Annotated in this window: 26 protein-coding genes; 9 read left to right on the top strand and 17 right to left on the bottom strand. The window is 69.3% G+C overall.

Annotation, left to right across the window (positions count from 1 at the left end; translation table 11 throughout):
* Positions 1–9 precede the first annotated feature (9 nt).
* Positions 10–303: a DUF3303 family protein gene (locus GWK25_RS01740; RefSeq protein WP_215448185.1), complete on the bottom strand. Its 294-nt coding sequence runs from the start codon at positions 301–303 to the stop codon at positions 10–12.
* A 183-nt stretch (positions 304–486) separates the two neighbouring features.
* Here GWK25_RS01740 and GWK25_RS01735 point away from each other — a divergent pair, with 183 nt between their 5' ends.
* Positions 487–2373 carry a serine/threonine-protein kinase gene (locus GWK25_RS01735; protein WP_215448182.1) on the top strand — a complete coding sequence of 629 codons (1887 nt, stop codon included), beginning with the start codon at positions 487–489 and terminating at the stop codon, positions 2371–2373.
* Between the two features lie 31 nt (positions 2374–2404).
* On the opposite strand, the gene GWK25_RS01730 is transcribed toward GWK25_RS01735, so the two are convergent.
* The 4 genes from GWK25_RS01730 to GWK25_RS01715 all read right to left on the bottom strand — a co-directional run bounded on the left by GWK25_RS01730 (position 2405) and on the right by GWK25_RS01715 (position 9213).
* On the bottom strand, positions 2405–5716 hold the full coding sequence (locus GWK25_RS01730; protein WP_215448180.1) for an N-6 DNA methylase: 3312 nt from the start codon (positions 5714–5716) through the stop codon (positions 2405–2407).
* A 59-nt stretch (positions 5717–5775) separates the two neighbouring features.
* Positions 5776–6540 (bottom strand): RloB family protein, encoded by a 765-nt coding sequence (locus tag GWK25_RS01725; RefSeq protein WP_215448179.1) that lies wholly within the window; start codon positions 6538–6540, stop codon positions 5776–5778.
* Entirely contained in the window at positions 6540–7817 is a 1278-nt protein-coding gene (locus GWK25_RS01720) for an ATP/GTP-binding protein (protein WP_215448176.1), read from the bottom strand. Before GWK25_RS01720 ends, GWK25_RS01725 begins: the two co-directional genes overlap by 1 nt.
* Positions 7818–7929: 112 nt before the next feature.
* Complete coding sequence (locus GWK25_RS01715) at positions 7930–9213, bottom strand: adenylosuccinate synthase (protein WP_215448175.1); 1284 nt, start codon at positions 9211–9213, stop codon at positions 7930–7932.
* Positions 9214–9410: 197 nt separating this feature from the next.
* Between GWK25_RS01715 and GWK25_RS01710 the strand changes: the two genes are divergently transcribed.
* The gene (locus GWK25_RS01710; RefSeq protein ID WP_215448173.1) at positions 9411–10553 is read left to right on the top strand and encodes a diacylglycerol kinase family protein; all 1143 of its coding nucleotides are present in this window, start codon (positions 9411–9413) and stop codon (positions 10551–10553) included.
* A gap of 63 nt (positions 10554–10616) precedes the next feature.
* On the opposite strand, the gene GWK25_RS01705 is transcribed toward GWK25_RS01710, so the two are convergent.
* Positions 10617–10988: a peptidase inhibitor family I36 protein gene (locus GWK25_RS01705; RefSeq protein WP_215448171.1), complete on the bottom strand. Its 372-nt coding sequence runs from the start codon at positions 10986–10988 to the stop codon at positions 10617–10619.
* A complete protein-coding gene (locus GWK25_RS01700) occupies positions 10985–11593 on the bottom strand; it encodes a hypothetical protein (protein WP_215448170.1) in 609 nt (202 codons plus the stop codon). Before GWK25_RS01700 ends, GWK25_RS01705 begins: the two co-directional genes overlap by 4 nt.
* A 603-nt stretch (positions 11594–12196) precedes the next feature.
* Between GWK25_RS01700 and GWK25_RS01695 the strand changes: the two genes are divergently transcribed.
* The gene (locus GWK25_RS01695; protein ID WP_251828654.1) at positions 12197–12799 is read left to right on the top strand and encodes a hypothetical protein; all 603 of its coding nucleotides are present in this window, start codon (positions 12197–12199) and stop codon (positions 12797–12799) included.
* Positions 12800–12914: 115 nt separating this feature from the next.
* Here the strand turns inward: GWK25_RS01695 and GWK25_RS01690 are convergent, their stop codons facing one another.
* Both GWK25_RS01690 and GWK25_RS01685 read right to left on the bottom strand, forming a co-directional pair.
* Positions 12915–13115 carry a DUF397 domain-containing protein gene (locus GWK25_RS01690; RefSeq protein ID WP_215448168.1) on the bottom strand — a complete coding sequence of 67 codons (201 nt, stop codon included), beginning with the start codon at positions 13113–13115 and terminating at the stop codon, positions 12915–12917.
* Positions 13105–13959: a helix-turn-helix transcriptional regulator gene (locus tag GWK25_RS01685; protein ID WP_215448167.1), complete on the bottom strand. Its 855-nt coding sequence runs from the start codon at positions 13957–13959 to the stop codon at positions 13105–13107. Before GWK25_RS01685 ends, GWK25_RS01690 begins: the two co-directional genes overlap by 11 nt.
* A gap of 182 nt (positions 13960–14141) precedes the next feature.
* Between GWK25_RS01685 and GWK25_RS01680 the strand changes: the two genes are divergently transcribed.
* Complete coding sequence (locus GWK25_RS01680) at positions 14142–14558, top strand: ATP-binding protein (protein ID WP_215448166.1); 417 nt, start codon at positions 14142–14144, stop codon at positions 14556–14558.
* A gap of 244 nt (positions 14559–14802) precedes the next feature.
* A complete protein-coding gene (locus GWK25_RS01675) occupies positions 14803–15009 on the top strand; it encodes a hypothetical protein (RefSeq protein WP_215448165.1) in 207 nt (68 codons plus the stop codon).
* 11 nt (positions 15010–15020) lie between these two features.
* On the opposite strand, the gene GWK25_RS01670 is transcribed toward GWK25_RS01675, so the two are convergent.
* The 3 genes from GWK25_RS01670 to GWK25_RS01660 form a co-directional block, all read right to left on the bottom strand.
* On the bottom strand, positions 15021–15527 hold the full coding sequence (locus GWK25_RS01670) for a GNAT family N-acetyltransferase (protein ID WP_215448164.1): 507 nt from the start codon (positions 15525–15527) through the stop codon (positions 15021–15023).
* Positions 15528–15882: 355 nt separating this feature from the next.
* Positions 15883–16758, bottom strand: a complete 876-nt coding sequence (locus GWK25_RS01665; RefSeq protein ID WP_215448163.1) for a hypothetical protein — start codon at positions 16756–16758, stop codon at positions 15883–15885.
* A gap of 67 nt (positions 16759–16825) precedes the next feature.
* Positions 16826–17329, bottom strand: coding sequence for a hypothetical protein (locus tag GWK25_RS01660; RefSeq protein WP_215448162.1), 504 nt, complete (start codon positions 17327–17329; stop codon positions 16826–16828).
* A gap of 161 nt (positions 17330–17490) precedes the next feature.
* Here GWK25_RS01660 and GWK25_RS01655 point away from each other — a divergent pair, with 161 nt between their 5' ends.
* The gene (locus GWK25_RS01655; RefSeq protein ID WP_215448161.1) at positions 17491–17943 is read left to right on the top strand and encodes a DNA-binding protein; all 453 of its coding nucleotides are present in this window, start codon (positions 17491–17493) and stop codon (positions 17941–17943) included.
* A 42-nt stretch (positions 17944–17985) separates the two neighbouring features.
* Here GWK25_RS01655 and GWK25_RS01650 read toward each other — a convergent pair whose 3' ends face one another.
* Entirely contained in the window at positions 17986–18921 is a 936-nt protein-coding gene (locus GWK25_RS01650; RefSeq protein WP_215448160.1) for a zinc-binding dehydrogenase, read from the bottom strand.
* 75 nt (positions 18922–18996) lie between these two features.
* Here GWK25_RS01650 and GWK25_RS01645 point away from each other — a divergent pair, with 75 nt between their 5' ends.
* Positions 18997–19395, top strand: a complete 399-nt coding sequence (locus GWK25_RS01645) for a helix-turn-helix domain-containing protein (RefSeq protein WP_215448159.1) — start codon at positions 18997–18999, stop codon at positions 19393–19395.
* A gap of 59 nt (positions 19396–19454) precedes the next feature.
* Here GWK25_RS01645 and GWK25_RS01640 read toward each other — a convergent pair whose 3' ends face one another.
* Positions 19455–19964 (bottom strand): GbsR/MarR family transcriptional regulator, encoded by a 510-nt coding sequence (locus tag GWK25_RS01640; RefSeq protein WP_215448156.1) that lies wholly within the window; start codon positions 19962–19964, stop codon positions 19455–19457.
* A gap of 135 nt (positions 19965–20099) precedes the next feature.
* Here GWK25_RS01640 and GWK25_RS01635 point away from each other — a divergent pair, with 135 nt between their 5' ends.
* Positions 20100–21026 carry an ABC transporter ATP-binding protein gene (locus tag GWK25_RS01635; RefSeq protein WP_215448152.1) on the top strand — a complete coding sequence of 309 codons (927 nt, stop codon included), beginning with the start codon at positions 20100–20102 and terminating at the stop codon, positions 21024–21026.
* A complete protein-coding gene (locus GWK25_RS01630; protein ID WP_215448150.1) occupies positions 21023–22666 on the top strand; it encodes an ABC transporter permease in 1644 nt (547 codons plus the stop codon). Before GWK25_RS01635 ends, GWK25_RS01630 begins: the two co-directional genes overlap by 4 nt.
* Positions 22667–22713: 47 nt before the next feature.
* On the opposite strand, the gene GWK25_RS01625 is transcribed toward GWK25_RS01630, so the two are convergent.
* The 3 genes from GWK25_RS01625 to GWK25_RS01615 all read right to left on the bottom strand — a co-directional run bounded on the left by GWK25_RS01625 (position 22714) and on the right by GWK25_RS01615 (position 26091).
* Positions 22714–23955 (bottom strand): cytochrome P450, encoded by a 1242-nt coding sequence (locus GWK25_RS01625; RefSeq protein ID WP_215448147.1) that lies wholly within the window; start codon positions 23953–23955, stop codon positions 22714–22716.
* A 127-nt stretch (positions 23956–24082) separates the two neighbouring features.
* Entirely contained in the window at positions 24083–24748 is a 666-nt protein-coding gene (locus GWK25_RS01620; protein ID WP_215448144.1) for a response regulator transcription factor, read from the bottom strand.
* Positions 24745–26091, bottom strand: a complete 1347-nt coding sequence (locus GWK25_RS01615) for a histidine kinase (protein WP_215448142.1) — start codon at positions 26089–26091, stop codon at positions 24745–24747. Before GWK25_RS01615 ends, GWK25_RS01620 begins: the two co-directional genes overlap by 4 nt.
* Between the last annotated feature and the right edge of the window lie 11 nt (positions 26092–26102).

Below are 26102 nucleotides of genomic sequence, written 5' to 3'. Positions count from 1 at the left end.
GACCGGCGCTCAGCGCCCCAGGGCCGCGAGGCCTTTCTGCATGTCCTCCGCGTTCATGACCGGGGTGTACGTGACCTCGGCACCCATTTCGAGGAAGAACGGCTCGGCGATGGCGGGCATCTGCGAGCTGTCCTGCATGTCGAAGACCAGGTAACAGGTCCGCTGCCCACCGTCGGCGGTGAAGTACGCGGCCTCCGGCTTCACCTGCTCCATGGAGGCCTGCATCAGCTTCCCCAGAGTCCCGTTCCGGATGGCCTCGTTGGACTTCTCGGTGTCGAGCCGAGCCTTGAGCATCATGCGCATCGCAGTCACTTCCTCAGTCCGCCCGATATGCACACATTCGCGCACTTTTTCAGGATAGGCCCGCCACGCCCAACGTGTTCACTCGCCGACTGTGACTGACCCCTGCCCCTGTGCGAAGATCCGCGCACGGCCGCCGACAGCGAACCCGGCGGATTCGGGATTGGCGGAAGGAAGCGCCTGACCATGGATCGGCTGAGTCCCGATGCCCCCGTGATCTTAGGGTCCTACCGTCTGCTGTCTCTGCTCGGAAAGGGCGGTATGGGACGTGTATATCTGGCGCGGCCGGACAATTGCGGCCCCGACACCGCGCCCGTAGCGGTCAAGCTCATCCGAGCCGATCTCACGGACCCTGCCGACAAGCAGTCCTTCCGCCGCAGATTCAGCCGTGAGGTCGCCGCCGCCCGCAAGGTGAACGGTGAGTGGACCGCCCGCGTCCTTGACGCCGACACCTCTGCGGACGTGCCGTGGGTGGCCACCGAGTACGTACGCGGCCCATCCTTGCGGGCGGTCGTAGCGGGCGACTTCGGCGCGCTCCCCTCCGCCTCCGTACTCGTCCTCGCCGACCGGCTGGCACTCGCACTGCGCGCCATCCACCAAGCCGGACTGATCCACCGGGACCTCAAACCGTCCAACATCCTGCTCACCGTCGACGGCCCGCGCGTCATCGACTTCGGCATCGCGCACTCTATGGACGCATCCCTCGAAAGCACCCTGACCCGCACCGGTTCCCTCATCGGAACACCCGAGTTCATGTCGCCCGAGCAGGTCCGCGGTGAACGCGTCACCCCGGCGTCCGACATCTTCTCGCTGGGCAGCGTGATCGCCTACGCCGCCACCGGCCATTCCCCGTTCCGGGGTGAGGAGAGCCAGGTCCACGCGCTGATGTTCCGCATCGCCTACGAGGACCCGGACCTCACCGAGCTACCCGAGTCCATCGAGGAACTCGTACGGGCGTGCCTGGCCAAGGACCCCACCGACCGCCCGACGGTCCCCGAGATCCTGGCGCACACCCGCCATGCCCCGGCCGGTGCCTGGCTCCCCGATGTTCTGCTGACCCGCCTCGACCGGGTGGCCGCACGCCCCCTGCTCAGGCCTCCGATGTCCTTGGCGTCACCGCCCGAAACGTCCGAGCCGGCCGACACCTGCGACGAGCCAGAATTTCTCGATTTCCCCGACCCGTTCCCAGAGCCCTCTGAAGCCCTTGATCCTGCGGCCCGCCACGATCCGCTGAACGCGCCCGAGTCGGGAATCAAGCCACCCGCGGTTCGTCATCAGCCGCTCCCGCGTCGGACGGTGGTCGGACGACGCCTCGTCGCCGTGGCAGTGGCTGTGGCCGGAGCGCTGTCGACAGCATTGGGGGTGTGGGTGGCAACGCCCGCTGTGGGGATGTTCATGGAAGGCGGCGACGCGGACGGTGCGGACCAGGTGTCGGAGGACCCACCGGAGGGCGTCTCTCTGAGCGGGGCGGAGATCCTCGACCGTGGGGGAGCGTGGAGCATGGGTGTGTATGAACTCGGCGGTCAGAAACCCTACGTGCTGAGCATCGACTTGGCAGACGCCCGCCGCCCCCGCTATATCGCCGCGACCTCCCACGCCGTTTGCTCAGGCAGGTTCGGAGGGATCGACGTCACCAAGACGGCCCTGCTTCTGTCCCGTCCCACCCAGCAGCCAATCCTGCCGAAAGACCTGTCGGCAGACCGGTGCCCGAGAGTGCTGGACCTGCATCTGAGTGCCGAGGCCAAGAACCAGGACACACTGACCTGGAAACGGTGGGGCATCACCCCGTTCTCACTGGGGAGAGTTTCCTCACCGGGAACCCCCATTCCGGCCCGTTTCCTCGGAACCCGCAAGAAATCGGAGGGCTGGACGGTGACCGTGCATCATGGCACGGTCGGCTCAATTGCCGTATCCGGCATCCGCGACGCGGAGGGGCGTCACTGCGTCATGTCCGCCGTGGTCATGAACACAACTGCAGAGTTCTTGAGGGCTTCCCCCGCCCAGCTCGACCCCAAGCGCTCGGACGCCGGCTGCGAGGTCCCTCGCAGCGCCGGGTTCGAGTACATCTCCTGAAGGACCACGCAGCACGCAGCAGGCGCTCACCTCAGCGGTCAGTCGTCAGGGCGTCTGTCAGCGCCTTCCTGATCAGTCGTAGCTTGGCGAGCTGGCGGTGCCGTACGGCCATCTTCTCGTGCAGGTCCGACAGTTGGCGGCCGAGCTCCTCCTGTTGCCTGAGGCCGGGCAACTCCATCTCCACGTCGAGCACACGTCCGGCGCTGAGGAGCGTGAGGTCATGCTGCGTCCTCGTCCGACCCACCTCGAAGATTCGCTCCTGGGCGTGCGGCAGACCCAACCAGGCCGACAGGTAGTGAGGGGTCAAGAGTGTCGCTCGGGGCCTGAGACAGATGAGCAGATGCCCGAACACGGCGTAGGGAAGTTGCACCTGCCACACCGCTGTCCGAAAGACGTTGTTCACGGCTGCCGCGGAGAGCAGGACGTCTCCGTCCTCCAGCAGGGCGCCGGCGTTGGCGGTGTCGAGATGGTGGAGGTGGGACGGAGTGAGGTCGAGTCCCTGCTCCGTCAGATTGCTGAGCCGGATCACCGGAATTGCGTCGGCGCTCGCGCGGGCACGCGCGGAGACCCCGGTGTGCGCCGACAAGAGGACGTCGCGCAACGGCAGCCGCTTCGCCCGGCCCTGCTCCACCGCTCCGGGCTCCAGCAGTACGAGCGGTGCGGCCAACTGGTCGAACTCCAGCTTGGCGAGTTCCGCTTCCGCTGTCTTCTCGGCGTCGATCAGCTCGCGGACGGCGGTCACGATCTTTCGGCGGCCGGAGGCGGTCCGCAGGCTGTCCGCCGTGAAGTCCCAAGCACGGCCCTGGGACCAGGGGTTGTTCTGCGCCATGCCCGCCGAGGTGCCGTACAACTGCTGCTCGACCTCACGGAAGGAGAGCCGGTACTTCTCCTCCCACCGCTCGTACACCTGGAACAGTTCGCGGCGCTTTTCGGCAACCAACCGCTCCAGCCCGGCGGCCAGTTCCTTCCTCAGCACAGCGAGAACGACAGCCCGCTCGCCCTCCACCCCGACCAGCGCGACACGCGCCCGTTCCAGTCGTGGCCGAAAGTCCTGCTCCAGTTCCTTGATCGTCCGCCGGAGCATGGTCCGTTGCCGCTTGAGTGAACGGAGTGCGGCTTCGCAGGCATCCACCGCGGTCTGCCCGTACTGGGCCTGGTCGGACTTGACTCCCCGCTCAACGGCTTCCGGGTCTGGATCGCCATCAGCGTCGGCATCCGCCTGAGCCTGCGCCAACGCCGCGCGCGCCTGCCTCCACTCCACCTCCACTTCGGCGGCCGAATCCTTCGCGGACCTGAGCTCGTCCAGGAAGTCCGGAACGAGTGCCGCCACGACCCTGTGGTCGTACGCCGACGCTCGCTGCGCCGCCGTAGCCCCACTCCTTCCGCTCACGAGCGGATCAGGTTCCGGTGCGAGCGCTGTCTCGACGTCCGCCACCCAGCCGTCCACGACGCCACCGAACCCGAAACCCGACAGGACCTGGAGTTCGTTCTTCGTCTCGCGCCACCAGCCGGCCACCGCACCGGCGAGCGCGTACCGCGACAACAACCCCACGGCGGGCAACTCGGCCAGGAAGGACTCGGTCAGGTCAGCCCGGCAGCGGGCGAGCCGAGCCCTGCGCTCGCCCTCCGCAGTCCCGCCGCTCTCGCTCGGTTCCAGGGCCTCGATCCGGCCCGCCTGCGATGCCCACCACTCGTCGAAGACATCCCACAGCCTGTTCTCCTGTCCGCTCGTCAGCTCGGTCAGCCCGCCCGGCCGTTCATTCATCGGCGGGAAGTCGACATAGGCAGGATCATGGGTTCGTACGGTGAAGAGGTCGCTCGCCCGGAGGGCGTATGCGCCCAGCAGGGACCCAGCCGCCTCGATCTCAGCGACGGGCACGCCACCCTGCAGGTAGGCCTTGATGTCCTGCCTCTCGGGCGCGGGCGTGTTGTCCACATACCGCCGGACGTTGAGGTCGTGGCCGTTGGCGTCCAGCTCCGCACGGCTCACCACGCGTGAGAAGCACGCGGTCTCGGCGAATTCGTGGAAGGTGGAGACGATCTTCTCGATGTGTTCCGGCAACAGCACGTTCTGAGCGCGCTCGGGGTGGAACTCGCGGTCCGCGTTGATGAAGAGGACCTTGTCACGCCGTGCCACGTCTTTCGCGCCGGATGCGCGAAGCACCAGCACACACGCCGGTATTCCGGTCCCGTAGAAGAGGTTCGGCGGCAGGCCGATCACTGCTTCCAGCAGATCGGCCTCGATCAGCCGGGCCCTGATCCTGCCCTCCTCGCCTCCCCGGAACAGCACGCCATGCGGCATGACCGTGAAGACAGAGCCGCCACGCTGTTCCACCATGTACAGCATGTGCTGGAGGAACATCAGGTCGGCCTTGCCCCGCTCCGGTGTCCGGCCGTACGGCATACGTGTTTCGAGGTCCCTGATGCCCTCGGCCTCGTAGTCCATGGAGAACGGTGGGTTGCTCAGGACGAGGTCGTACGACTGGTCCAGGTGGCGCGGAGCCGCGAGTGTGTCACCGGTCTTCAGGTCGAACGTGTCGACGCCGTGGAACAGCATGTTCATCGTCGCCATGACCCACGAGCCGTGGTTGGCGTCCTGACCGGCGAGGACGAGGCTCTCGCCGTTGCCGCCGCGCTCCTCGACGTACTCCTTGGCGTGCAGGAGCATTCCGCCGGTGCCCACACACGGGTCGTACACGCTCTGCCCCTCCTGGGGACGAGCCAGTTCGACCATCATGCGAACCACGGTTCGCGGTGTGTAGAACTCACCGCCCCGGGGGCCCGACGAGTCGGCGAACGCCTTCGAGAGGTACTCGTACGCCACACCGAGAACGTCGGGGAACTCAAGATCCTCAGCCCTCAACCGCACGTTGCCGAAGTGGCCGATGAGCGCGGTGAGTCGCTTGTCCGACGCCCCACCCGCCGAGAGGCCATGACCGCCGACCCGGCGAAAGTCGATGTGCTCGAACAGGCCGCGCAGCCGCTCATTGCCCTTCTGGTTCTCCAGCGCGTCCAGCGCGCGCCGCAGCCTGTTCGGCGCCACGTCGTCGACGGGGTCGGCCAGCCGTTCCCAGCGGGCTTCGCCGGGAACGTACACGACTCCACGGGCGAGGTACCGGGCAGGCTCGTCGGCTGCCTTTTCGGCGTTCTCACGCGTGGCACCCGACATCAGTTCCTCGTGGATGATCTGCTCACGCGTCGCCTCGAACTCGTCGTTGGCCCGCTTCAGGAAAAGCAGCACCAGCAGGAACTCGCGGTACTCGGCGGCGTCCATGGTGCCGCGCAGTATGTCCGCCGCGGCGAAAAGATGGCGCTCCAGTTGGGCGAGCGTGAGTCTGGCCACGGACGAGCTCCTCGACGAATGATCCAATGCTGACAACTGGGCACGAGGGTCCTCGCTGACTAGTAACCGCCGAGCAGCAGTCCCTGCTCAACGAGACACCAGACGTTCGTGTAGGGGTCCCAGGCGTTGGGATTGAGCGAGGAGTGATATTCGTTGATCTTCTTCGCGTACTTCCTGGCCGCCTCGTAACGGTGACCATCCTCGCTCAGCACCTGGTTCTCACGCAGGTGTTTGGACTCCTGCTCGGAGACGCGCTGGACACCCGGCCCGTACGTCGCCGCGAAGCCAGGACGCGATCGCAGTCGGCTGTTGGCGTCGCCGCAGACCCCTCCGAACGTACTGGTGTAGTTGGTGTAGTGCAGGAGCCGCCACAGTTCGAAGCAGGGGTGGGAGTAGGCGACGTGGATCCGTTCGTCCTTGGCAAGGCTCATCGCCTCGGCGATGCCCTGGTGATCGTCCCGGTCGAAGACCACCCATACCTGCGGCCAGTTCCAGTCCCCCTCCTCGGTCCCGTTCGGGAGGACCTCGTACGGCCTGAGGCCCGCGCTCCTGGCCTCTCTTTCGGCCTTGAGCCGCGTACGGACCGCTTCCTGCACCATCCGGTACGGCTTGCGGTACTTGCTTTCCGCGTTCTCGTTTGAGATGTGGTGCTGGACCTTGCGGTCGGGCCTCTCCCAGAGGCCTTTCCTGACGATGATGTCGATGTACTCGGGCTCGGTGACTTCGCCCTCGGTGTAGATGTACACCTGACGGTCCCGGGTGGCTCTGCCCCTCGCACCGCCCTTCTTGGGGGTGATCCTGTCCCCGCCCCTCGACCTGGCCATCAGGCCCCCTCCGCCCCCGTCCGCTCCACCCGAGCCCATTCGTCCGTGCGCAGCAGCCGGCGTCCGACCTGCCCCTCCGACACCTTGGGCACCGCGCCGAAGGACCCCGCCAGATAGGCGGCCATGAGGTCCTCTTCCTCCGTCGGTTCCCATTCGGCGACCGACGACAGTTCGGTGGCGCCCCGCTCGTCCTTCTCGGTGAGCCAGATCTGCCCCGGCTGCAGCAGCCTGCCGCCACTCGGTGTCTGCAACAGGGAGGGATCATGCCCGGTGAACACCAGTTGCGCACCCTTCGGGTTTACCCAGGAGGCCTGGAAGAGGCGGACGACCTCCGCCGCGAAGCGGGAGTGCAGGCTGGCGTCGAGTTCGTCGATCAGCAGGATCGCCCCGGTGTCCAGAGCCAGCAGGAGCGGGCCGATCAGCGCGAACCACGAGCGGGTCCCCCACGACTCCGAAGCCCAGTCCAAGGTCAACCGCTCACTGCTGCCCGTGTGCAGGAGACGTACCGTCGGCCGCCCGGACGACGACTGCTCGACCTCCACACCGGAGATACCGAGATCCGCGACACGCAACAGCTCCTCGGTCCGCCGCCGGAAGTCCTCGCTCTCCAGCAGTCGCGTCGCCGTGTAGTCCTCGCGCTGGGCGCGTTCGGTCTCGGGGGTCACATCCCAGAGATTGCTTCTGAACCAGTCGAAGACAGGGGTGAGCTGTTCATGCCCGTCATTGGCGGCACGAGTGAGCAGAAGGGCGTCCCGCCGGGTGGTGCGGGCCAGCAGCGCACGATCCTGCAACCGGTCCGCCGGGAATTCGAATTCCTTCTCCCGTGTGGCGTCCCGCTCGAACCACACCTGGCGTCGGCCCTTGGGGTACGCGTAGAGCCATTCGGCCTCCACCTGCCGAGGCCCGAGCTCGAAACCGTAGGTCCAGCGGACGTTGCGGTCGAGCAGGAAGTCAGCCTCGTACAGCGTGGTCTCGGCCGCCGCCTTCGGATCCAGGGCGAACTCGTCGCGAGGGATGCCGTCGTAGGAGGTCCACTCGGCGTAGGAGCGCAGTACAGCGTGGCGCATGTTCTTCAACGCGGTGATGACATTGGACTTGCCGGACGCGTTGGCACCGAAAACACCGAGAACGGTGTGGACGGACAAGTGCCGGCCGTCGGAGAGCGTCACCTCGCGCGCCGCCGCTCGATCTCCGTCGGATCCCTCCGGTGCGACGAACGACAGCTCCTGCTCGTCGCGCAGGGACCTGACATTCGCCACCCTGAATCTCAGCAGCATCCGGTCTCCTTCATGGCCGACAGACTAGTCAGACCATCCGGCCGCCGTCCCGAGGACGCGGCGGCGGCCGACACCGTCACCGGGTCGGCCGCCTCGCGTGCGGGGGCGCAGACTAGAGGAACGAGTTGATCTCGATCGTCTCGTCGCGGCCGGGGCCCACGCCGATCGCGGAGATCGGGGCGCCGGACATCTCCTCCAGTGCCTTGACGTACGCCTGGGCGTTCTTGGGCAGGTCGGAGAAGGACTTGGCCGAGGTGATGTCCTCGGACCAGCCCGGCAGGGTCTCGTAGATCGGCTTCGCGTGGTGGAAGTCGGACTGCGAGTACGGCAGTTCCTCGACGCGCTTGCCGTCGATCTCGTACGCGACGCAGACGGGGATCTGCTCCCAGCCCGTGAGGACGTCGAGCTTGGTGAGGAAGAAGTCCGTCAGGCCGTTCACGCGGGTCGCGTAGCGGGCGATGACCGCGTCGAACCAGCCGCAGCGGCGGTCGCGGCCCGTGGTCACACCCCGCTCGTGGCCGATGCGGCGCAGCGCCTCGCCGTCCTCGTCGAACAGCTCGGTCGGGAACGGACCGGCGCCGACGCGGGTGGTGTACGCCTTGAGGATGCCGATGACCCGGCTGATCTTCGTCGGACCGACGCCCGCGCCCGTGCAGGCGCCGCCGGCCGTCGGGTTCGACGAGGTCACGAAGGGGTACGTGCCGTGGTCGATGTCCAGGAGCGTGCCCTGGCCGCCCTCGAACAGGACGACCTTGTCCTCCTCCAGCGCCTGGTTCAGCACCAGGACGGTGTCGGCGACGAACGGCGCCAGCTTCTCGGCGTAGCCCAGCAGCTCCTCGACGACCTGGTCCACGGCGATCGCGCGGCGGTTGTAGAGCTTGGTGAGGAGCTGGTTCTTGACGTCGAGGGCCGCCTCGACCTTCTGCGTCAGGATCGACTCGTCGTACAGGTCCTGGACCCGGATGCCCACGCGGTTGATCTTGTCGGCGTAGGTCGGGCCGATGCCCCGCCCCGTCGTACCGATCTTGCGCTTACCGAGGAAACGTTCCGTGACCTTGTCCACGGTGACGTTGTACGGCGTGATGATGTGAGCGTTGCCGCTGATCAGGAGCTTGGACGTGTCGACGCCGCGCTCGTTCAGACCGCTCAGCTCGGAGAGCAGGACCGACGGGTCGACGACGACTCCGTTGCCGATGACCGGCGTGCAGCCGGGGGAGAGAATCCCGGAAGGGAGAAGGTGGAGGGCGTACTTCTGGTCACCCACGACTACCGTGTGGCCGGCGTTGTTGCCGCCCTGGTAGCGCACCACGTAGTCGACGGATCCGCCTAGCAGGTCCGTCGCCTTTCCCTTGCCTTCGTCACCCCACTGAGCACCGAGCAGCACAAGTGCGGGCACGCGCGTACACCCCTTCCGGGCGGGGCATGTCCAAGGTCGGGGGCGTACGCGATGGCTTGTTACCGTCGCGTGCGCCGCGACCGTCGTTGGCCGCACACTGTGGACCCGGATGCCCCGGAATAGACGAAGCCCCTGGCGCAATAGCGCAAGGGGCTCTTGCACAAAGATGCTACCCGAGGAAGCGAGGCAGGACCGAGGTGGCGACTGACGACCAGCTCCTCGTGGTCATCGACCCCCTCGCCCGTCGCACGGACGGCGAGGCCGTACGGATCGCGAAAGACGTGCTCAGCGCGGGTGCGGCGAGTACGAAGGTGTGCCTTCCGGAAGGGCCCGAGGAATTCGCGCGGGCGCTCTCGCGGCGCGGTTCCCGGCGCCCGGTGGTGGTCGGCGACGACCGCGCGCTGCTGCGGGCGGTGACTCATCTGCACCGGCGGCGGGAGCTGGCGGGGTGCGCGCTCTCCCTGGTTCCCGTGGGTTCCGCCCTGGGTCTCGCCCACTCCCTGGGCGTGCCCACCGGCGCGGTCGCGGCGGCCCGCGCCGCCCTCGACGGCGTCGAGCGGCGGCTGGATCTGCTCGTCGACGACAGCGACGGCGTGGTCCTGGGCGCCCTGCGCATCCCGGCCCTGCCGGGCGCCGCGCCGCCGCGGGACACACCGGAGGCGGGCGGGCCGACGGCAGGCACGGCCCCAACGGGCCCTGGCAGGGGCAAGGCCCCGGGGTCCGACAGGGGCGCGGCTCCGGGGCGGCCCGGGACGGCCTCCGGGACGGGGACGGGCTCCTCCGGAACGGACCCCTCCGGAACCGGCTTCTCGGGAGCGGGTTCCGGGGCGGGCCGGGAGGCGGGCGGTGGCGTGGGGCCGGACGGGGCGACCCGGTCCGGGGAAGGGGCGGCCGACGGCTGTGCGTCACCGCCGTCGGGCTCCGGTTCCCACTTCTGGCTGCGCGCCTGGCCGCAGTCCCTCGCCCGTACGTTGTCGACGCGTCCGGCGATACCCGCCCGGATGTCCCGTCCGCTGCGGCCCTCGCGCATACGGGTCGCCGCCGGGGGCGGGCCCGGGCCCTCGCGGCTGCGGGTCGAGGTGGACGGGGTGATCCTCGTCGACCTGGACCAGCCCGTGGAGGCCGTGTCCGTCATGCCCGGCGTGGACGGCGGCGCCGACGTCGAGATCCGGCCGGTGTCGGTGGGCGCCGAGGCGGCCCCGCTGCTGGCGACCGGCCACCGGGTGACCGTCTCCGGCGCGGACTTCCGCTACCGGGCGGACTCCCTGGTGGCGGGTCCGGTGCGGACGCGGACGTGGACGGTACGGGAGTCGGCGTGGGGGCTGACGCTGCCGGGGTGAGCGTCAGCTGTCGGCAAGGGCGCCCGGCGGGTGCCGGGCGCCCTGGATCAGCGACTCACCGGGTCAGCAGCTCATGGCCCAGGTGTGGGAGTCGCCGTTGTCGTTGGCCGCGCCGTTGTAGCCGACCTCCTGGCCGGGGGTGAGGCAGATGGTCATGTGTCCGCCCAGGTGGGCGCGGGAGTAGACCTTGACGTGGTCCTTGACACCGGGTCCGGAGACGCCGTGGTTGGCCCAGGAGGAGTCCTGGTCGGCGATGTTGCTCTCCCACCAGCGGTCGTCGCCGGGCCACTCGACCTTCATGCCGCCGAAATTGGCGTCGGTCCAGACACAGAAGTTGCCGGTGCCGCAGGCGGCGGCCTGAGCCGGCACGGACGACGCGAGAACCAGTCCGGCGGAGAAGAGCAGGGCGGAGAACAGGGCGGTGAAGCGCTTCACTGTGGTGTGTTTCCCTTCGAGGGTGGGGGGTTGGTGTTGCTGGTACTACCGATGAGAGAGGTGGCTTCGGTGAGGGCCCGGGACCGCAGCCGCCGCCATTCGGCGAGTTCCGTACGCCGGTCCGCGCGGACCTCGGTGAGGGTGCGGTCGGTGTGGGCGGCCTCGGGAGCGAGGTTGTTGACGATCGTCGACGTACGGAACCAGAGGCGCTGGTCGCCGTAGAGCCGCCGCTGGGCCTCGGCCAGGCAGCCGTCGGTGTGGGCGCGGACGAGGTGCCCGGTGGGCAGCCGCAACGCCAGCTCCGTACGCCCCGCGCCGAACACGGCCTCCGCGACGCGCGTCCGCCCGACGCCCGGCGGGCCGCTCTGCCCCGGGCGCGGCGGGGTGAGCCCCTGCCGGGTGAGGCAGTCGTCGGTCAGCCGCTGGGTCGCGGCCCTGATGACGTCGTCCGGGGAGTACCGGGGCGAGGCGGGCGCCGGAGCGGGCGACGGTGCGGTCGAGCAGGCGGTGCCGGCGCCGAGGAGCAGCCCGCAGAGGAGGAGGACGGCGAAGGGCGTGGCGGGGATGAGGGTGGAGGTGGGGGTGGAGATGGCTGGTCGGCGCATGGGAGGGGGTTCCCGGGGACGGTCGTCGGTCGACAGGGGCCAGCCACAGCTGACACGGCGACCTGCCCACCGCGCACGCCGATATGCCCGTTTCCACCCGTACCGGCGAGCGCGTGGGGGGCGCGTGTTGTCGACGCCGCGATCCTCCCCGGCGGGCCGACGACAATATGCGCCGTGAGGCCCGCACGAGGGTGCGACACGCCGTGGCGATCACTTCTCGGCGACGGAATTCACGCGGCAGGACGCATAGCCTTCCGGCAGGCACCTAAAAGCCATTGAGGAACCGTCAGATACGCCTCGGAGCTGCGACCTGACGTGGAATCAGTGAGCGAGGTACGTACCGGCGGCTCCAAGAGGGTGACGACGCGTCAGCGCGCGTGGGTGTAGATCGCACCCGAATTCGAAATACCAGCTCACTGCCATATTTTGATGGCGCGTCAGGCACGCCGATCGTCACCCGTCAGAGCGACCATTTATGCGGCCGTTCAGCCTCTTTTCCGGCCCCACTCCAGCCCTCTTCGAAATGACAGCGGAAATGCCCGTCATTACGTTCGTTCTCGTCGGCAGGTCCTGTCGACGAGAACGAAGAGAAGGGGAAGTGCATTGCGCACTCGTAAGATCACAGTGATCGCCGCCTCCGTCGGCGTGGCAGTCGCGGCCGCCACCGGTGTCACCTACGCCAGCTCCGCCCTGGAGTCGGCCCCCAAGTCCGCCTCGATCGTCCAGGACGCCGCGCCCGTCGCCCCGCGTGGCGGCAACGGAACGGGCACGGAGGCCGGCTCGAACGCGGCCAGCGCTCCGGCGGACGCCGGGGGGAAGGAAGGCTGGAGCGGTTCCAGGAAGGGCAGCGAGGGTCGGGGGGGCAACGGGGGTGAGAACCGGGGCGAGCATCGCGGAAACCACGACGAGGGCCGGATCTACATCAACGAGCGGTCATACTCATCTGACCCGGGTTCCTGCATCGCCGTGATCAACGTGAACAGCCTGTTGGCCCCTGCGGTCAACACCACCAGCTTCAACATCCGGAATGAAAGCGACCGGACCGTAGAGTTCTACCGCGGCGTCACCTGCGACCAAGGCGCTCCCGTCGCCACAGTGGGCCCTCGCAGCTCCAGCCACGCGGTCGCCGGGCAGCAGACGACGGAGATTGTGGCTGTCGTGGGTAGCTTCCGCGTGATCAACGGAAACGGATACGGACACCACTGAGTCCGACGATGGAGACCCGAAGGTCTCCTCCCTGTATCGGAAACCCCGGCTCGCCGTAATCGAGCCGGGGTTCCGGCACGGGGGTATCCCTGCGGGATGACCTTGTCCATGGTAGTCAGCGCGGCACGGCCGTTCCGGCGACGCCGCCGAGAAAGGCGTGCCAGCCGGTACGCGAGATGTGTACGAGAGGGCCGTGGGGGTTCTTGCTGTCGCGGATTACTCGATCGCCGCCGGACGTGAACGCGACCTCGACGCAGTCACCCGACTGGTGAGAGTAGGACGACTTCTGAAAGGCGCTGGCGATTTCAGTGGCCATCAACACTCCGCAGGGCGTTCCGAATATTCAGGGCTGACTCTTCCGGCGTCATCGCCGCCGATCTCAGCAGGTCAAAGGTGTGCTCGTAAGGAGCGACGTCCTCCGGCTCCTCCAGAACCAACGTACCTCCCAGGTGCTCCACGGTCACCGCTTCCGCCGTCGGTTCGGCTCCGAAGCTGAAGGCGGCGAAACCTGTGGTTCCCGCCAGCACGGCGGCACTGAACGGAAGAACGCGGATGGTCACGTTCTCCGTCTCTCCCGCTTCGAGAAGCGCGGCCAGCTGTTCCCGGTGGACCTCGGCGCTCGACATGGGGTGCACGACGACAGGCTCCCAGATGATGAACTCGCGCACCGTGCCACTCTCGGCGACCTTGACCTGTCGCCTCATACGCACCTGGACCAGGAACTCGCGCCGCTCGGGAGTAAGGCTCATGGGGCCCGACCGCATCACCGCTTCCGCGTAGGCAGGGGTTTGCAGCAGTCCGGGCACGATGGCGGGGTGCCAGTCCCGGACGTGGGTCGCGTCGCTCTCCAGCGTGATGTGGTCCACGTAGTCCGGTCGCAGCCGCTCTGCGTATTCGTGCCACCAGCCGCGCCGGTTGGCGTCCTTGGCCAACTTCTCCAGCCTGCCGCACACTTCCGGGTCGTCCATCCCGTACGCAGCCAACAGCACACGGATCTCGATCGGGCGAGCGACAACGTGTCCGCTCTCGATGCGACTGACCCTGGCCTGATGGTTCGCGATCACCTCTGCGGCTTGCGGCTGATCGAACTTGGCAACCAGCCGGTACTTCTTCAGCGCTGCCCCAAGTCGCCTGCTGCGCACGGTCGGCCGTCCGGCCATCAGGCGCTCACCTCTCCTCCCCGTCCTGGCGAGCACCACTCTAGAGCCATCCCACACACCCCAGCGATCTACATAAATGTTGCGAGAGCCAGTTGATGCAGGCTCGATATTTGCCATAGCCTCATTGCACACGCGCCGCTACAGGGCGTGAACTTGCCTGCACGTCAGGGGGTCTATTCGCCATGCCCGCTCTCACCCCACGTCGCGACTCCTTCCGTATCCCCAAGCGTCAAAGACACGTCCCCGAAGCCCGTGCTCACGTGCGGCGGATCCTGAAGGACTGGGCCCTTGACGCCGAACTCACCCACGGCATCGCCACCGTGGCGACGGAACTGGTCACCAATGCCGTCCGGCACTGTCGGGTGACCCTCGCGGAGGTCGAGGTGGTCGTGTCGGTCCGGGGGTACGGCGTACTGGTCGAGGTGTCGGACCCGGACAAGAAGAAGATTCCGACACCGCGCAGCGGGGACGCCGAACGGGACGGCGGCCGAGGTCTCGTCCTGGTCGACGCGCTCTCCGAGCGGTGGGGACACGAGACGCGGCCGTTCACCAAGTGCGTGTGGGCGTACTTCGCGATCCCGGGGCAGGTGGAACGGTGAGCGCGGCGGTGCTGAGCCCGTACCGCGCGCGGTGGCGGCGTTGGGCGGCTCGGGCGGGACGGTATCGGGCCACCTATGGCCGGTGGTTGCCGTTCCCGGCGCGCGAACCCTGTTGGGAGAGGCGGCCGATGAGAGCGGCGCCCGTGCGGGCCGTACTCATGGATGGACCGCACGCGGATGAAGCCGACGAGGGATGCCTCGTGCGGGCGTATGTCACGGCGTACCTCGGGGAGGGACGTACGGCATGACCGACGGAACGACAGAACGAGCAGAGGGGTCCGCCCCGCCCTCCGACCCCGTCCTGGCCACGTTCGGCGAGTGGTTGGACCATGCCGTGGCCTGCGTGGACGCGTGCCGGAGGGACGGGGTCTCGTGCCTGCACTCGATGCGGCTCGCCAAGCGACACCGCGCGGCGCGGAAGGCGGCGAGTGCGGCGCGGCTGAACACGTGAGGTGCCGCCCGCTACCCGGCGGGGGCGTCCACGACGGGTGAGCCCTGGGCGGCGAGTGCCTTGAGGGGCTCGCCGCTGAGGCGGCACACCTTCCACTCGTCCAGGAACTCGACGTCCAGGGATCGGTAGAAGTCGATCGTCGGCTTGTTCCAGGCCAGGACCCACCATTCGAAGCGCTCGTACCCACTGCGCTCACAGATCGCGGCGAGGGCCGCGAGCAGGGCCTTGCCGTGGCCCGCACCCCGGGCACCCGGACGTACGTAGAGGTCCTCCAGATGCATCCCGCGCGTGCCGGTCCAGGTCGAGAAGAGCGGGAACCACAGGGCGTAGCCGACGGTTTCGCCCGTGTCGTCGTCCTGTGCGATCAGCGCGTACGCCGCCGGGTGTTCACCGAACAACGCCTCGCGGAGCTGCCCCTCGGTGGCCCGGGCCTGGTCGAGGGCCTTTTCGTAGGCGGCCAGTTCGCGGATCATCACGATGATCTCCGCGACGTCGTGCACGGTGGCGGTACGGATCATGCGGGGATCATCGACCACCACGTCGAGCCGTGTCCATCCCACCGAGGCCTCCGACCGGCTCCATCATTGCCCTTCCGCACCGGCTCGGGCGGGGCGTAGGCGGTGAGTCTGGCGGCGCGTAGCACCTTGACGCGGTATACGTCGTTGCTCTTGTTAGGGGTGCCCTCCCATGCGTCGACGTGGAGGAACACCCGCCAGGTGCCGGCGGGGGCATTGTCCGGGTCGTGAACGCGGCCCCGGCCAGCGCGCAGGCCAGGCCGCTGGCGCGCGGCCAGGAAGGCGGCGGGGGCGGCCCGGCGGAACAGCCAGGACTGAGGCCGATGACGAGGTGGCTCCGGTACGCCGAAGTCCGGAGCTACACCGTCGGTGATGCCAGGGACACCGTGATCACCAGCTGGGCCGACAGCCCGGCCGCGCGCAGCCCGTCGGCGACCATCTCCACCAGCCACACGGCGATGTCCGGCGACCACTCACGAGTGCGGCAGCCGAATCGCGCCACCTCACGCATCCCCCGAGTGTGCAGGACACGGTCGAGGTCGAGGTCCAGTCCCGGCAAGCGGCCTGCCGTCGCGGATGTATCCGCCACGGAGACGTCCGTCACGGAGTCCTCTGCCATGTCCCGCACCACGTCGCGCACGGCCACGACGTCGTCCTCGCTCATCGCGCACTCGGAGGGGCGGCCGGAGACGGTCAGCACCACCTCGTGCCGGGCGTCCGGATCGGCGAGGCCGAACCACGGTGCCAACTCGGTCTGGTGGAAGTTGGTGTCACGCTCGCCGGGGCGTAGCGGCAACAGCGCGTGCAGACCGGTGAACGCCACCTCCCCCGCCCGGGCCAGCGTCTCGGACAGCAGCAGGGCGATCGGCCGTACGGGGAGCCTCCGGCGTACGGGGTCGGGGAGAACTCCTGCCTGGAGCCAGCCCAGTTGGTGCACCCGGCCGTCGTCGGTCCAGTCGCCGCCGACCTCCTCGTGGGCCCACGCGGTGGGCTCGTGGTGGGCCGTGACCTGGCCCCCCTCGCTCAGCCACCGGCTGACGGTCTGCCAGCCGTAGGCACCCGCCCGCTCGATCGCGAGACCGAGGACGTCCTCCTCCACGGAACTCTCGGGGTCCCGCTCCACCACGCGGTCCAGCCAGGGGTGGCGCTGGAGGAGGCCGTGCAGACCCACGATCAGGGTCGGGGGGATCTCCGTCGGCAACACCTCGGACGGGGGGATCTCCATCGGGGACATCGCGAGCGCTCCCGGAAAACACGCGGCGCCGGGGGATTCCTCCTCCGGCGCCGCTGTCAGCTCTTCATCACGTGCCACAGTACAGCGTCTGTGTGGCGGTGATCTTCTTGTTGGCGTCGTCCGGATAGCCGACCAGGTCGACGTCGACGATGCTGCGGAAGGAGTTCCGCTGGATCAGGTTCGTGCACTTCCAGGCGGCCGACGCCCGCTTGGCGCTGCCGCCGCCGGAGTACACCGTCTTGGTGCCCGTGTTCAGCGTGCGCCAGCCGGCCCCCGACTTCACCTGGATGTCCACCGTGACCTTGGCCTTGGTCGCCGGACCGCTGATGCGCTTCCACCAGCCGTGCGCGTTGACCGCTCCGGCCACCGTGTGTGAGAAGTGGACGTTGTCGCCGCCCGTCACGAACGCGCCCACGCCCGCGGCGGCCGCGCCGGCGGCCTCGGTCTGGAGGCTGTAGGTGTTGGCAGTCTCCGGCGTGCTGTCGCTGTCGTCGGAGTGAGCCGGGACAGCCGCACCGAGAGCGAGCAGGCCGGCCAGGGCGGCGGAGGCCGCAGTCGTACGTATGCGCATGTAATTCCCCGTTGGTTGAGCGTTGTTGGTCGACAGCCATCAGATCAGCCGACAGGCATTCGCGCACATGTTTTATTTTCAAAAACCCACTCGCAGTCAGAAGCCCAAGCCCGAGACAATAAGACGTTGACAACAGATTGTTTGCCATCGACGCTGACCCCATGACACCGCCGAACACTCCACAACTCGCAGACCCCACAGATCCGTTCACCCCGCCGAGCGCTGACGAAGCACGGGCTCAGCGCGTCCCCGCGTCCCTGTTCCGGATCGCGGAGCGCCACGCGGCCACGGACGAGCAGCGTCGCCGCCAGGCCCATCCGCATGTGCTCGGGCCCCACGAGGCGATCCGGCTGGTGTCGTTCCTGCTGAGCGGCGCCGCGCTCGTCGACGACGGGGAGGACGAGGTCGACCGCGCGGACATCACCGCCGCCCTCACCCTCATCCCCCTCGCCCGTGGCGAGATGGACGAACTGGAAGTCGGCCTGCTGGAGATGGCCCGAGGCAGGGGCATGACCTGGCCCGAAATCGCCTTCGGCCTGGGGCTCCAGACCCCCCAGGCGGCAAGACAGCGCTACGAACGCCTGGCGAGCCGTACGGAGAGAGCGGACACCTAGCGCCGAATCAAGCAACGTCCGCCCTGCTGTCGGGCAGGGAAGTCACCGGGGCCGCGTCTGACCGGACGCCACCTCCAGGACCGCTTTTCCGTAGATCCGACGCCCGCGAAGCGCCTCGGCCGCTTCCTCGAAGCGGTCCCAGGATCCCTTCCAGCCGATCTCGACGCCGAGGGCCCCCTCTGCGGCCAGTTCGGTGAGAACGGCCAGGTCCGCGCTGACATCTCCTTCGATGACGAAGGAGGTCAGCGACTTGGCCGGGCCGACGGTCGCGTACGGCGGGAAGACCGCCGGTTGCCCGGATGTCCACCCCACGCTCTGCACGCTGCCTCCCGGAGCGAGCAGGCCCCACGCCAGGACCAGTTGAGGGCCGCCGACGTTGTCGATCACCACGTCGACCGGTCGCTCAAGTCCCTTCAGTCCGATCAGCACCTCGTCGGCGCCGGCCTCGGCCAGCCCCTCCCCACGGGCGGTCGAGCCTACGGACGCGATCACATGGGCACCGGCCCGCGCCGCCAACTGAACGGCGAACCGGCCGACCCCGCCGGAAGCGCCGGTGACCAACACCCGCTTGTCCGGCCCGAGTCCGGCGGCCCGTAGCGATCGCAGAGCCGCCAGCCCGGCGACCGGCAGAGCCACCGCCTGCGCCAGACGCAAGCCCTTGGGCACCTTGGCGAGCGCACCCACATCGACCGCTACGCACTCGGCGAATGCCCCCGCAGTGAGGGCCACCACCCGGGTACCCACGGCCGGGCCGGTTCCGTCGCCTGCGGCCTGCACGACGACTCCCGCGGCGTCCGAACCGAGCACCGCACCCTCGGGGACCCTCCCGGAGCGGGCATCGTTGAGATCGCCGTAGTTCAACGAGGCGTGGGAGACCTCAACCAGGACCTGCCCCGGTTCCGGCGCGGGGTCGGGCACCTCGGCGAGACGGACGGCAGCCGCTGCGGCCGGATCGACGACGAGCGCGCGAACAGACATGTTCCCCCCTTGGTGACGACTTGTCACAGCAGTAATCATCGACAACGTCGCTGCTCGTCGGAAGAAGGCACTTTCATGTCACGCAGTCACATCCGTGTTACCGAAGCGCTCAGGGAAGAAGCCTGTCCGGTTACCGAGGTGCTCGACCGCGTCGCGGGCAAGTGGAGTATCGGGATCCTGATCGCCGCTGCCCACGGCCCCGTCCGTTTCACCGAACTGGAACGCGCCATCAACGGCATCAGCCGACGGATGCTCACCCTCAACCTGCGCAGGCTGGAGCGGGACGGACTGCTCGTTCGCACCGTCCATCCGACCGTGCCGCCCAAAGTCGAGTACAGCCTCACACCCATGGCCCGCGAACTTCACACCTCGCTGACCGGTCTTGTCGGCTGGGCCGAGCGGCATCGATCCGCCATCACCGAAGCCCGCGCCGCCTACGACACCGCGGCAGAGAAGAGGCTCGACGCCGACTGACCGGGCCCGCGACGACTCGCTGGCGGTCGGTGATCGTGATCGGTCGTCGGTCCCGTCCGTCAGTCCCGGCCGAACAGTTCGACGCGGCGGGTGCGCCAACGGGCCATCATCGCCTCCACCTCGACCTCGATGAACTCGAAGAAGGCGAGGGTCTCCGAGAGCCGGCGGCCCGCCGGGCTGTCGGCGCCCAGGCTGGCGACGCCCTCGCGCAGCGCCTCCTCCCACCGCTTGATGGTGGCCTCGCGGTTGGTGAGGGCCTCGTACCACTGTTCGCTGTGGACGCGGTAGCGCTCACGGCGCGAACCGGGCTCGCGTTCGCGGGAGACCAGGTGCACCTGGGCGAGATAGCGCACCGCGCCCGAGACGGCGGCGGGGCTGATCCGCAACTGCTCACCCAGCTCGACCGAGGTCAGCGCACCGGTGTCGGAGGCCAGGAGCGCGGCGAAGACGCGGGCCGGCATACGCGCCATCCCGGCCTCGACGAGCTGCGCCGCGAAGTGTTCGACGAAACGGGAGACCGCCTCCGGGTCCCGCTCCGGAACATCCGCCTCGCCCTCCGGCTTCACCATCCCTCGCCATCTCCCCTGGTCAGACACCGCACTCCGTACTCAGGCGCGCTCTCGCGACACGCCCAGCCAGCCTACCGGCGGTTTATACGTTTCCTTAACTTCACAAATTTCTGAAGCAAGCGTACGTTCTGAAGCATGACGATGGCCAACCCCGCCCTAGAGGTGTCCGGACTCCACAAGTCCTTCGGACGCACCCACGCCCTGGCCGGCCTCGACCTGACCGTCGGGACCGGCGAGGTCCACGGCTTCCTCGGCCCCAACGGCTCCGGAAAGTCCACCACCATCCGCGTCCTGCTCGGCCTGCTGCGCGCCGACTCGGGCGCCGCGCGGGTGCTGGGCCGCGACCCGTGGTCGGACGCGGTGGAGGTGCACCGCCGGATCGCGTACGTGCCGGGTGACGTGACCCTCTGGCGCAACCTGTCCGGCGGCGAGGTCATCGACCTCTACGGACGGCTCCGGGGCGGTCTGGACGCCCGGCGCCGGGCCGAGCTCGTCGAACGGTTCGAACTCGACCCCACGAAGAAGGGCCGTACGTACTCCAAGGGCAACCGCCAGAAGGTCGCCCTCGTCGCCGCCTTCGCCTCCGACGTCGACCTCCTCATCCTGGACGAGCCGACCTCGGGCCTGGACCCGCTGATGGAGGAGGTCTTCCAGCGCTGTGTGCGCGAGGAGCGCGACCGGGGCAGGACGGTGCTGCTTTCGTCCCACATCCTCAGCGAGGTCGAGGAGTTGTGCGACCGGGTGAGCATCATCCGCAAGGGCGTCACCGTCGAGAGCGGTTCCCTCGCCGACCTGCGCCATCTGACCCGGACCACCGTCACCGCCGAACTGGCGGCGCCTCCGAACGGCTTGGCCCACCTCCCCGGCGTCCACGACCTCGACGTCCAGGGCAATCGCGTCCGCCTCCAGGTCGAGACCGCCGAACTCAACGCCGTCCTGCGCTCTCTGACCGAGTCCGGCGTACGGTCCCTCACCTCGACTCCGCCGACGCTGGAGGAGCTGTTCCTGCGGCACTACCAGGCGGAAGAGGCGGAGCAGGCGGAAGAGGTGACCGCGCGATGACCGCGGCCCCCGAGAGCGCGGACAGCGCCGGCACCACCCTCGCCGACCCGCCCGCCGTAGGGCCCAGAGGCAGCCGTCAACTGGCCGGTACGGGAACCCTGTTGCGGTTCGCCCTGCGCCGCGACCGCGTGATGGTGCCCGTCTGGGTCGCGGTGACGGGGCTGATGGTCATCTCCATGCCGAACAGCCTCGACGCCCTGTACGGCACCGCCGACGAACGCGCCGACCTGATGCGCCAGTTGGCCACCAACTCCTCGCTGCGCGCCCTGGTCGGCCCGGTCTTCGACGACTCCCTCGGCGCCCTGACCGCCTGGCGCGTCGGCGTCTACGCCGGTCTCCTCGCCGCCGTCATGAGCCTCCTCGTCGTCATCCGCCACACGCGCGACGAGGAGGAGAGCGGCCGCCAGGAGATGATCGCCTCGGGCACGGTCGGCCGCCAGGCCTCGCTGACCGCCGCGCTGCTCACGGCGGCCGTCGCCAACGGCGGGCTCGCGCTGCTCGTCACGCTGGGGCTGGCGGGGCACGGCGCGGCGGGAGCGCTGGCCTTCGGGCTGGGGATCGCGGGCGTCGGGATGGTGTTCGCGACGATGGCGGCGGTCGTGGCGCAGCTGACGGAGAGCGCGCGGCTGGCGCGGGGGCTGACGGCCGGTGTGCTGGGCGCGGCGTTCGTGCTGCGAGCGGCGGGCGACGCTTCCGAGAACGAAGGTTCGTCTTTCTTGACGTGGGTGTCGCCGCTGGGATGGCTCGAAAACGAGCGTTCGTTCGCGGACGAGCGGTGGTGGGTGCTGCTGTTGTTCGTCGCGGCGGCGGCGATCCAGGGCGTGGTGGCGTACGGGCTCGCCGGGCGCCGCGACGTCGGCATGAGCTTCCTGCCGACCCGGCCGGGACCGGCGGTCGGCCGGCTCGGCACGGCGGGCGCGCTGGCCTGGCGGCTCCAGCGTGGCAGCGTCCTCGGCTGGAGCATCGGCTTCTTCCTCGCCGGGCTCGTCTACGGCGGGCTGACCGAAGGCACGGCCGACTTCGTCGGCGACAACGAGCGCGCCCGCGAGATCTTCGAACGCATGGGCGGACAGTCCGGACTGACCAACGCCTTCCTGGCGTCGATGATCGGCATGCTCGGGCTGATCGCTGCGCTGTACATCGTCGGCGCGGTGCTCCGGCTGCATGGCGAGGAGACCTCCGGGCGCGCCGAGCCGCTCCTCGCGAACCGGCTGAGCCGGCTGCGCTGGGCCGCCGGGCACCTGGTGATCGCCTTCGGCGGAACCGTCTGGATCATGCTCCTGGCCGGTCTCGGCTTCATCCTCGGCTACGGCAAGGAGGCCGGCCCGATCCTGGGCGCGTGTCTCGTCCAGGTCGCCGGGGTCTGGGTGATCGGCGGTGCCGCCGTACTGCTCCACGGGCTCAGCCCCCGGGCGGCGACCGTGGCCTGGGGCCTCGCCGGTGCCGTCCTCCTCATCGGCTGGATCGGCCCCGCGCTCGACGCCCCCGGCGCGGTCCTCGACCTCTCCCCCTTCGGTCACCTCCCGAAGCTGCCGGGCGGCACGATGGACTGGACGCCGGTACTGACCCTGACCGGGATCACGGTGGTGCTGGTGGCCGGGGGCCTGGCGGGGCTGCGGCGACGGGACGTGGGCGGCTGAGGGGACGCCGGGAGGTGCCGCTGAGGCGGGGCGCGCCCGGAGGGCCCTCAGATCTCGACCGCCAGGCCGTCCAGGCCCCGGATCACGAAGTTCGGCTTGCGGGTCGGCTCGGTGGCGAGGGCGAGGGTGGGGGCCTGCTCCAGGAGCGCCGTCATCGAGGCCGCGAGTTCGATACGGGCGAGGGGCGCGCCGATGCAGTAGTGGATGCCCGCGCTGAAGGAGATGTGCGGGTTCTCCCGGCGGGTGAGGTCCAGCTTCTCCGGGTCGGCGAACACGGCCGGGTCGTGGTTCGCCGAGCCGAACAGCATCGCGATCTCCGCGCCCCGGGGGACCGTCGTCCCGTCGATCTCGATGTCGTCCAGCACCCAGCGCTCGAACAGCTGCAGCGGGGTGTCGTACCGCATCAGCTCCTCCACCGCCGTCGGCACCAGCGAGTGGTCCGCGCGCAGGGCCGCCAGCTGGTCGGGGTTGCGGAACAGTGCCCACCAGCCGTTGACCGTGGCGTTCACCGTGGCCTCGTGGCCCGCGTTCAGCAGGAGCACGCAGGTCGAGATCATCTCCTGCTCGGTGAGCCGGTCGCCCTCGTCGTACGCGGCGATCAGGCCCGAGATCAGGTCCTCGCCCGGCTCCGCCCTGCGGTGCGCGATCAGGTCCCGCAGATACTCCGAGAACTCCACGGACGCGCGCACCGCCCGCTTCGCCGTCTCCTCCGACGGGCTCAGCTCGTACATCCCGCAGATGTCCGCCGACCAGGGCCGCAGCTGCGCCCGGTCCGACTCGGGGATGCCCAGCATCTCGGCGATCACCGCCACCGGCAGCGGCTCCGCGACGTCCGCCAGCAGGTCGCCGCCGCCGTCCTCCACCAGCGCGGCCACCAGCTCACCGGCCAGCTCCCGCACGTACGGCTTCAGCTGCTCCACCGTGCGCGGGGTGAACGCCTTCGAGACCAGCCGCCGGATCCGGGTGTGGTCCGGGGGCTCCAGGTCGAGCATCCCGTGGTCGTTCAGGGTGTGGAACGGCTCGTGCTCCGCGGGCGGGGCGGTGCGGCCGAAGTCCTCGTGCGTGAACCTGTGCTGGTACGTCCGCCCGAGCCGCCGGTCCCGCAGCAGCGCGGAGACGTCCGCGTGGTGCGGGACGAGCCACTGGTTCGTGGGCTCGAAGTACCGCACCCGGCCCAGGGCCCGCAGTTCCGCGTAGGCCGGGTAGGGGTCGGCCACGAAGTCGGGGTCCCACGGGTCGAAGGCGAGGTCGGAAGCGGGACCGGAAGCGGGGTCGGAAGCACGTGCCATGACCGGACGCTAACCCGTGATCGGTGCGGATGAACAGGGGGAACCGGCGCGTGACCTCGCCAAAGCCGCCTTCGGAGCCCTACCGGCCGGAGTCCGGTCAGCCGGAGTCCCGTCAGCCGGAGTCCCGTCAGCCGGGGGTGACCAGCCGGGCCTCGTAGGCGAACACCGCCGCCTGTGTCCGGTCGCGCAGCCCCAGCTTGACCAGGATCCGGCTCACATGGGTCTTGATCGTGGACTCGGCGACCACCAGGCGCTCCGCGATCTCCGAGTTCGACAGGCCGTGGGCGATCAGGACCAGGACCTCGGTCTCCCGGTCGGTGAGCTCGCCGTACGCCAGCTGGGCGGCCGCCGAGGGGCGGGGGGCCTGGGCCAGCTTGGAGAACTCCGTGATCAGCCGCTTGGTGACGGACGGCGCGAGGAGTGCCTCACCGGAGGCCACCACCCTTACCCCGTCGGCCAGTTGGCGGGCCGAGGCGTCCTTGAGGAGGAAACCGGAGGCCCCCGCGCGCAGCGCCTGGTACACGTACTCGTCCAGGTCGAACGTGGTCAGCACCAGCACCTTCGCCCCGATGTCCGACGCGACGATCTCCCGGGTGGCCTCGATGCCGTTCAGCTCGGGCATCCGGATGTCCATCAGGACGACGTCCGGCGACAGCTCCCGGACCCGGTCGACGGCGTCCCGGCCGTTCACCGCCTCGCCGACCACCTCGATGTCCGGCATCGCGCCGAGCAGCACGGAGAAGCCCTCGCGGACCATCATCTGGTCGTCGGCGATCAGCACGCGGATGGTCATGCGTCGGCCTCGCTCGCGCCGGCCACCGGAAGGAACACCGTCACCTCGTAGCCTCCGTCCGCCGTCTCGCCCGTCGTCATCTCGCCGTTCAGCATGGTGACGCGCTCCCGCATACCGGTGAGGCCGTGGCCCGCGCCGTGGGTGGACTTCACCAGGTTCACCTCCGGGGGCGGGCCGTTGACCACGCGCAGCCCGAGGCCGCCCAGGACGTAGCCGATCTCCACGCGGGCCGTCGCCCCGGGTGCGTGCCGCAGGGTGTTGCTGAGGGCCTCCTGCACGATCCGGTACGCCGACAGCTCCACGCCCTGCGGAAGCTCGCGGACCGCTCCGGTGACCACCTTGTCGACCGTGAGGCCGGCCTCGCGCACATTGGCGAGCAGGCCGTCGAGGTCGGCCAGGGTGGGCTGCGGGGCGTCCGGGGCCTCGTAGTCCTCGGCGCGGACCACCCCGAGGACGCGGCGCAGTTCGGTGAGCGCGGCCACCGCGTTCTCCCGGATCGTGGCGAAGGCCTGCTCCAGCTCCGGCGGCGGGTTCTCCACGCGGTAGGGCGCGGCCTCGGCCTGGATGGCGACGACCGACATGTGGTGGGCGACCACGTCGTGCAGCTCGCGGGCGATCGTGGTGCGCTCCTCCAGGAGGGTGCGCCGGGAGCGCTCGTGCTCGGTCACCGTCTGCTGGGCGGTGACCTCCCGCTGGGCCGTGCGTCGGATGGTCAGCGCGGAGGCGGCCAGCAGGGACATGGCGGAGACGACGAGCAGGGGGCCCGTGTTCGACGCGTAGTGGCCGGCGCTGAGGGTGCTTTCCACGATCATCCCGTACGCCGCGGTCAGCCCCCACATCCAGGCGGCTATGCGCGGCCGGCTGCGCAGGGCCACCACCGTCATCACCACGAGGTGGGTGGCGAAGCTGCCGGCCGTCCACGGCCAGTCGTCCCACATGTCGCTGGAGACCGAGGTCAGCGGGATGGTGATCATGGATGCCCAGAAGGCGGCCACGGGCCGGACCATGGTCAGCAGGATCGGGATCAGGGCGAAGGCGGCCGCGATCAGGGCCGCGATGCCGTCGCCGTCGGTGGCGGAAGCGGCGATGGTCATCGAGAGCAGGCCCGCCGTCACCACCGCCGCGTGCGGGGCCCAGGCCACATACTCGCGAAGGCGGCCGGAGAGCCTGCTGGTGAACAGGCCGTCCATCTTCATGGGCGGCATCGGCCGGTAGGCGAACGCGTCATGGATCAGGTCCTGGCGCAGCCTGCGCCACGCGTCCATCGCCACCCGGAACTCCGGGCTGCTGAGCTTGCCCCCGCCGCGTGAGGGCATCGTCTGCGTCTGGGTCGTCTCGGTCACGTGGAAAACGG

The organism is Streptomyces sp. ATCC 21386, assembly GCF_018728545.1.
Taxonomy (GTDB): domain Bacteria; phylum Actinomycetota; class Actinomycetes; order Streptomycetales; family Streptomycetaceae; genus Streptomyces.
The sequence above is the reverse complement of the archived record's forward strand: the minus strand, read 5'-3'. Positions and strand labels throughout refer to the sequence as shown.

Coding starts and splice junctions, on each gene's coding strand:
- GWK25_RS01655 (WP_215448161.1), top strand. CDS start 17,491: ATGACACCGCCGAACACTCCACAACTCGCAGACCCCACAGATCCGTTC.
- GWK25_RS01735 (WP_215448182.1), top strand. CDS start 487: ATGGATCGGCTGAGTCCCGATGCCCCCGTGATCTTAGGGTCCTACCGT.
- GWK25_RS01665 (WP_215448163.1), bottom strand. CDS start 16,758: ATGTCCCCGATGGAGATCCCCCCGTCCGAGGTGTTGCCGACGGAGATC.
- GWK25_RS01720 (WP_215448176.1), bottom strand. CDS start 7,817: ATGCTGCTGAGATTCAGGGTGGCGAATGTCAGGTCCCTGCGCGACGAG.
- GWK25_RS01675 (WP_215448165.1), top strand. CDS start 14,803: ATGACCGACGGAACGACAGAACGAGCAGAGGGGTCCGCCCCGCCCTCC.
- GWK25_RS01635 (WP_215448152.1), top strand. CDS start 20,100: ATGACGATGGCCAACCCCGCCCTAGAGGTGTCCGGACTCCACAAGTCC.
- GWK25_RS01625 (WP_215448147.1), bottom strand. CDS start 23,955: ATGGCACGTGCTTCCGACCCCGCTTCCGGTCCCGCTTCCGACCTCGCC.
- GWK25_RS01670 (WP_215448164.1), bottom strand. CDS start 15,527: ATGATCCGTACCGCCACCGTGCACGACGTCGCGGAGATCATCGTGATG.
- GWK25_RS01725 (WP_215448179.1), bottom strand. CDS start 6,540: ATGGCCAGGTCGAGGGGCGGGGACAGGATCACCCCCAAGAAGGGCGGT.
- GWK25_RS01740 (WP_215448185.1), bottom strand. CDS start 303: ATGCGCATGATGCTCAAGGCTCGGCTCGACACCGAGAAGTCCAACGAG.
- GWK25_RS01680 (WP_215448166.1), top strand. CDS start 14,142: ATGCCCGCTCTCACCCCACGTCGCGACTCCTTCCGTATCCCCAAGCGT.
- GWK25_RS01660 (WP_215448162.1), bottom strand. CDS start 17,329: ATGCGCATACGTACGACTGCGGCCTCCGCCGCCCTGGCCGGCCTGCTC.
- GWK25_RS01685 (WP_215448167.1), bottom strand. CDS start 13,959: ATGGCCGGACGGCCGACCGTGCGCAGCAGGCGACTTGGGGCAGCGCTG.
- GWK25_RS01690 (WP_215448168.1), bottom strand. CDS start 13,115: ATGGCCACTGAAATCGCCAGCGCCTTTCAGAAGTCGTCCTACTCTCAC.
- GWK25_RS01700 (WP_215448170.1), bottom strand. CDS start 11,593: ATGCGCCGACCAGCCATCTCCACCCCCACCTCCACCCTCATCCCCGCC.
- GWK25_RS01645 (WP_215448159.1), top strand. CDS start 18,997: ATGTCACGCAGTCACATCCGTGTTACCGAAGCGCTCAGGGAAGAAGCC.
- GWK25_RS01650 (WP_215448160.1), bottom strand. CDS start 18,921: ATGTCTGTTCGCGCGCTCGTCGTCGATCCGGCCGCAGCGGCTGCCGTC.
- GWK25_RS01640 (WP_215448156.1), bottom strand. CDS start 19,964: ATGGTGAAGCCGGAGGGCGAGGCGGATGTTCCGGAGCGGGACCCGGAG.
- GWK25_RS01630 (WP_215448150.1), top strand. CDS start 21,023: ATGACCGCGGCCCCCGAGAGCGCGGACAGCGCCGGCACCACCCTCGCC.
- GWK25_RS01620 (WP_215448144.1), bottom strand. CDS start 24,748: ATGACCATCCGCGTGCTGATCGCCGACGACCAGATGATGGTCCGCGAG.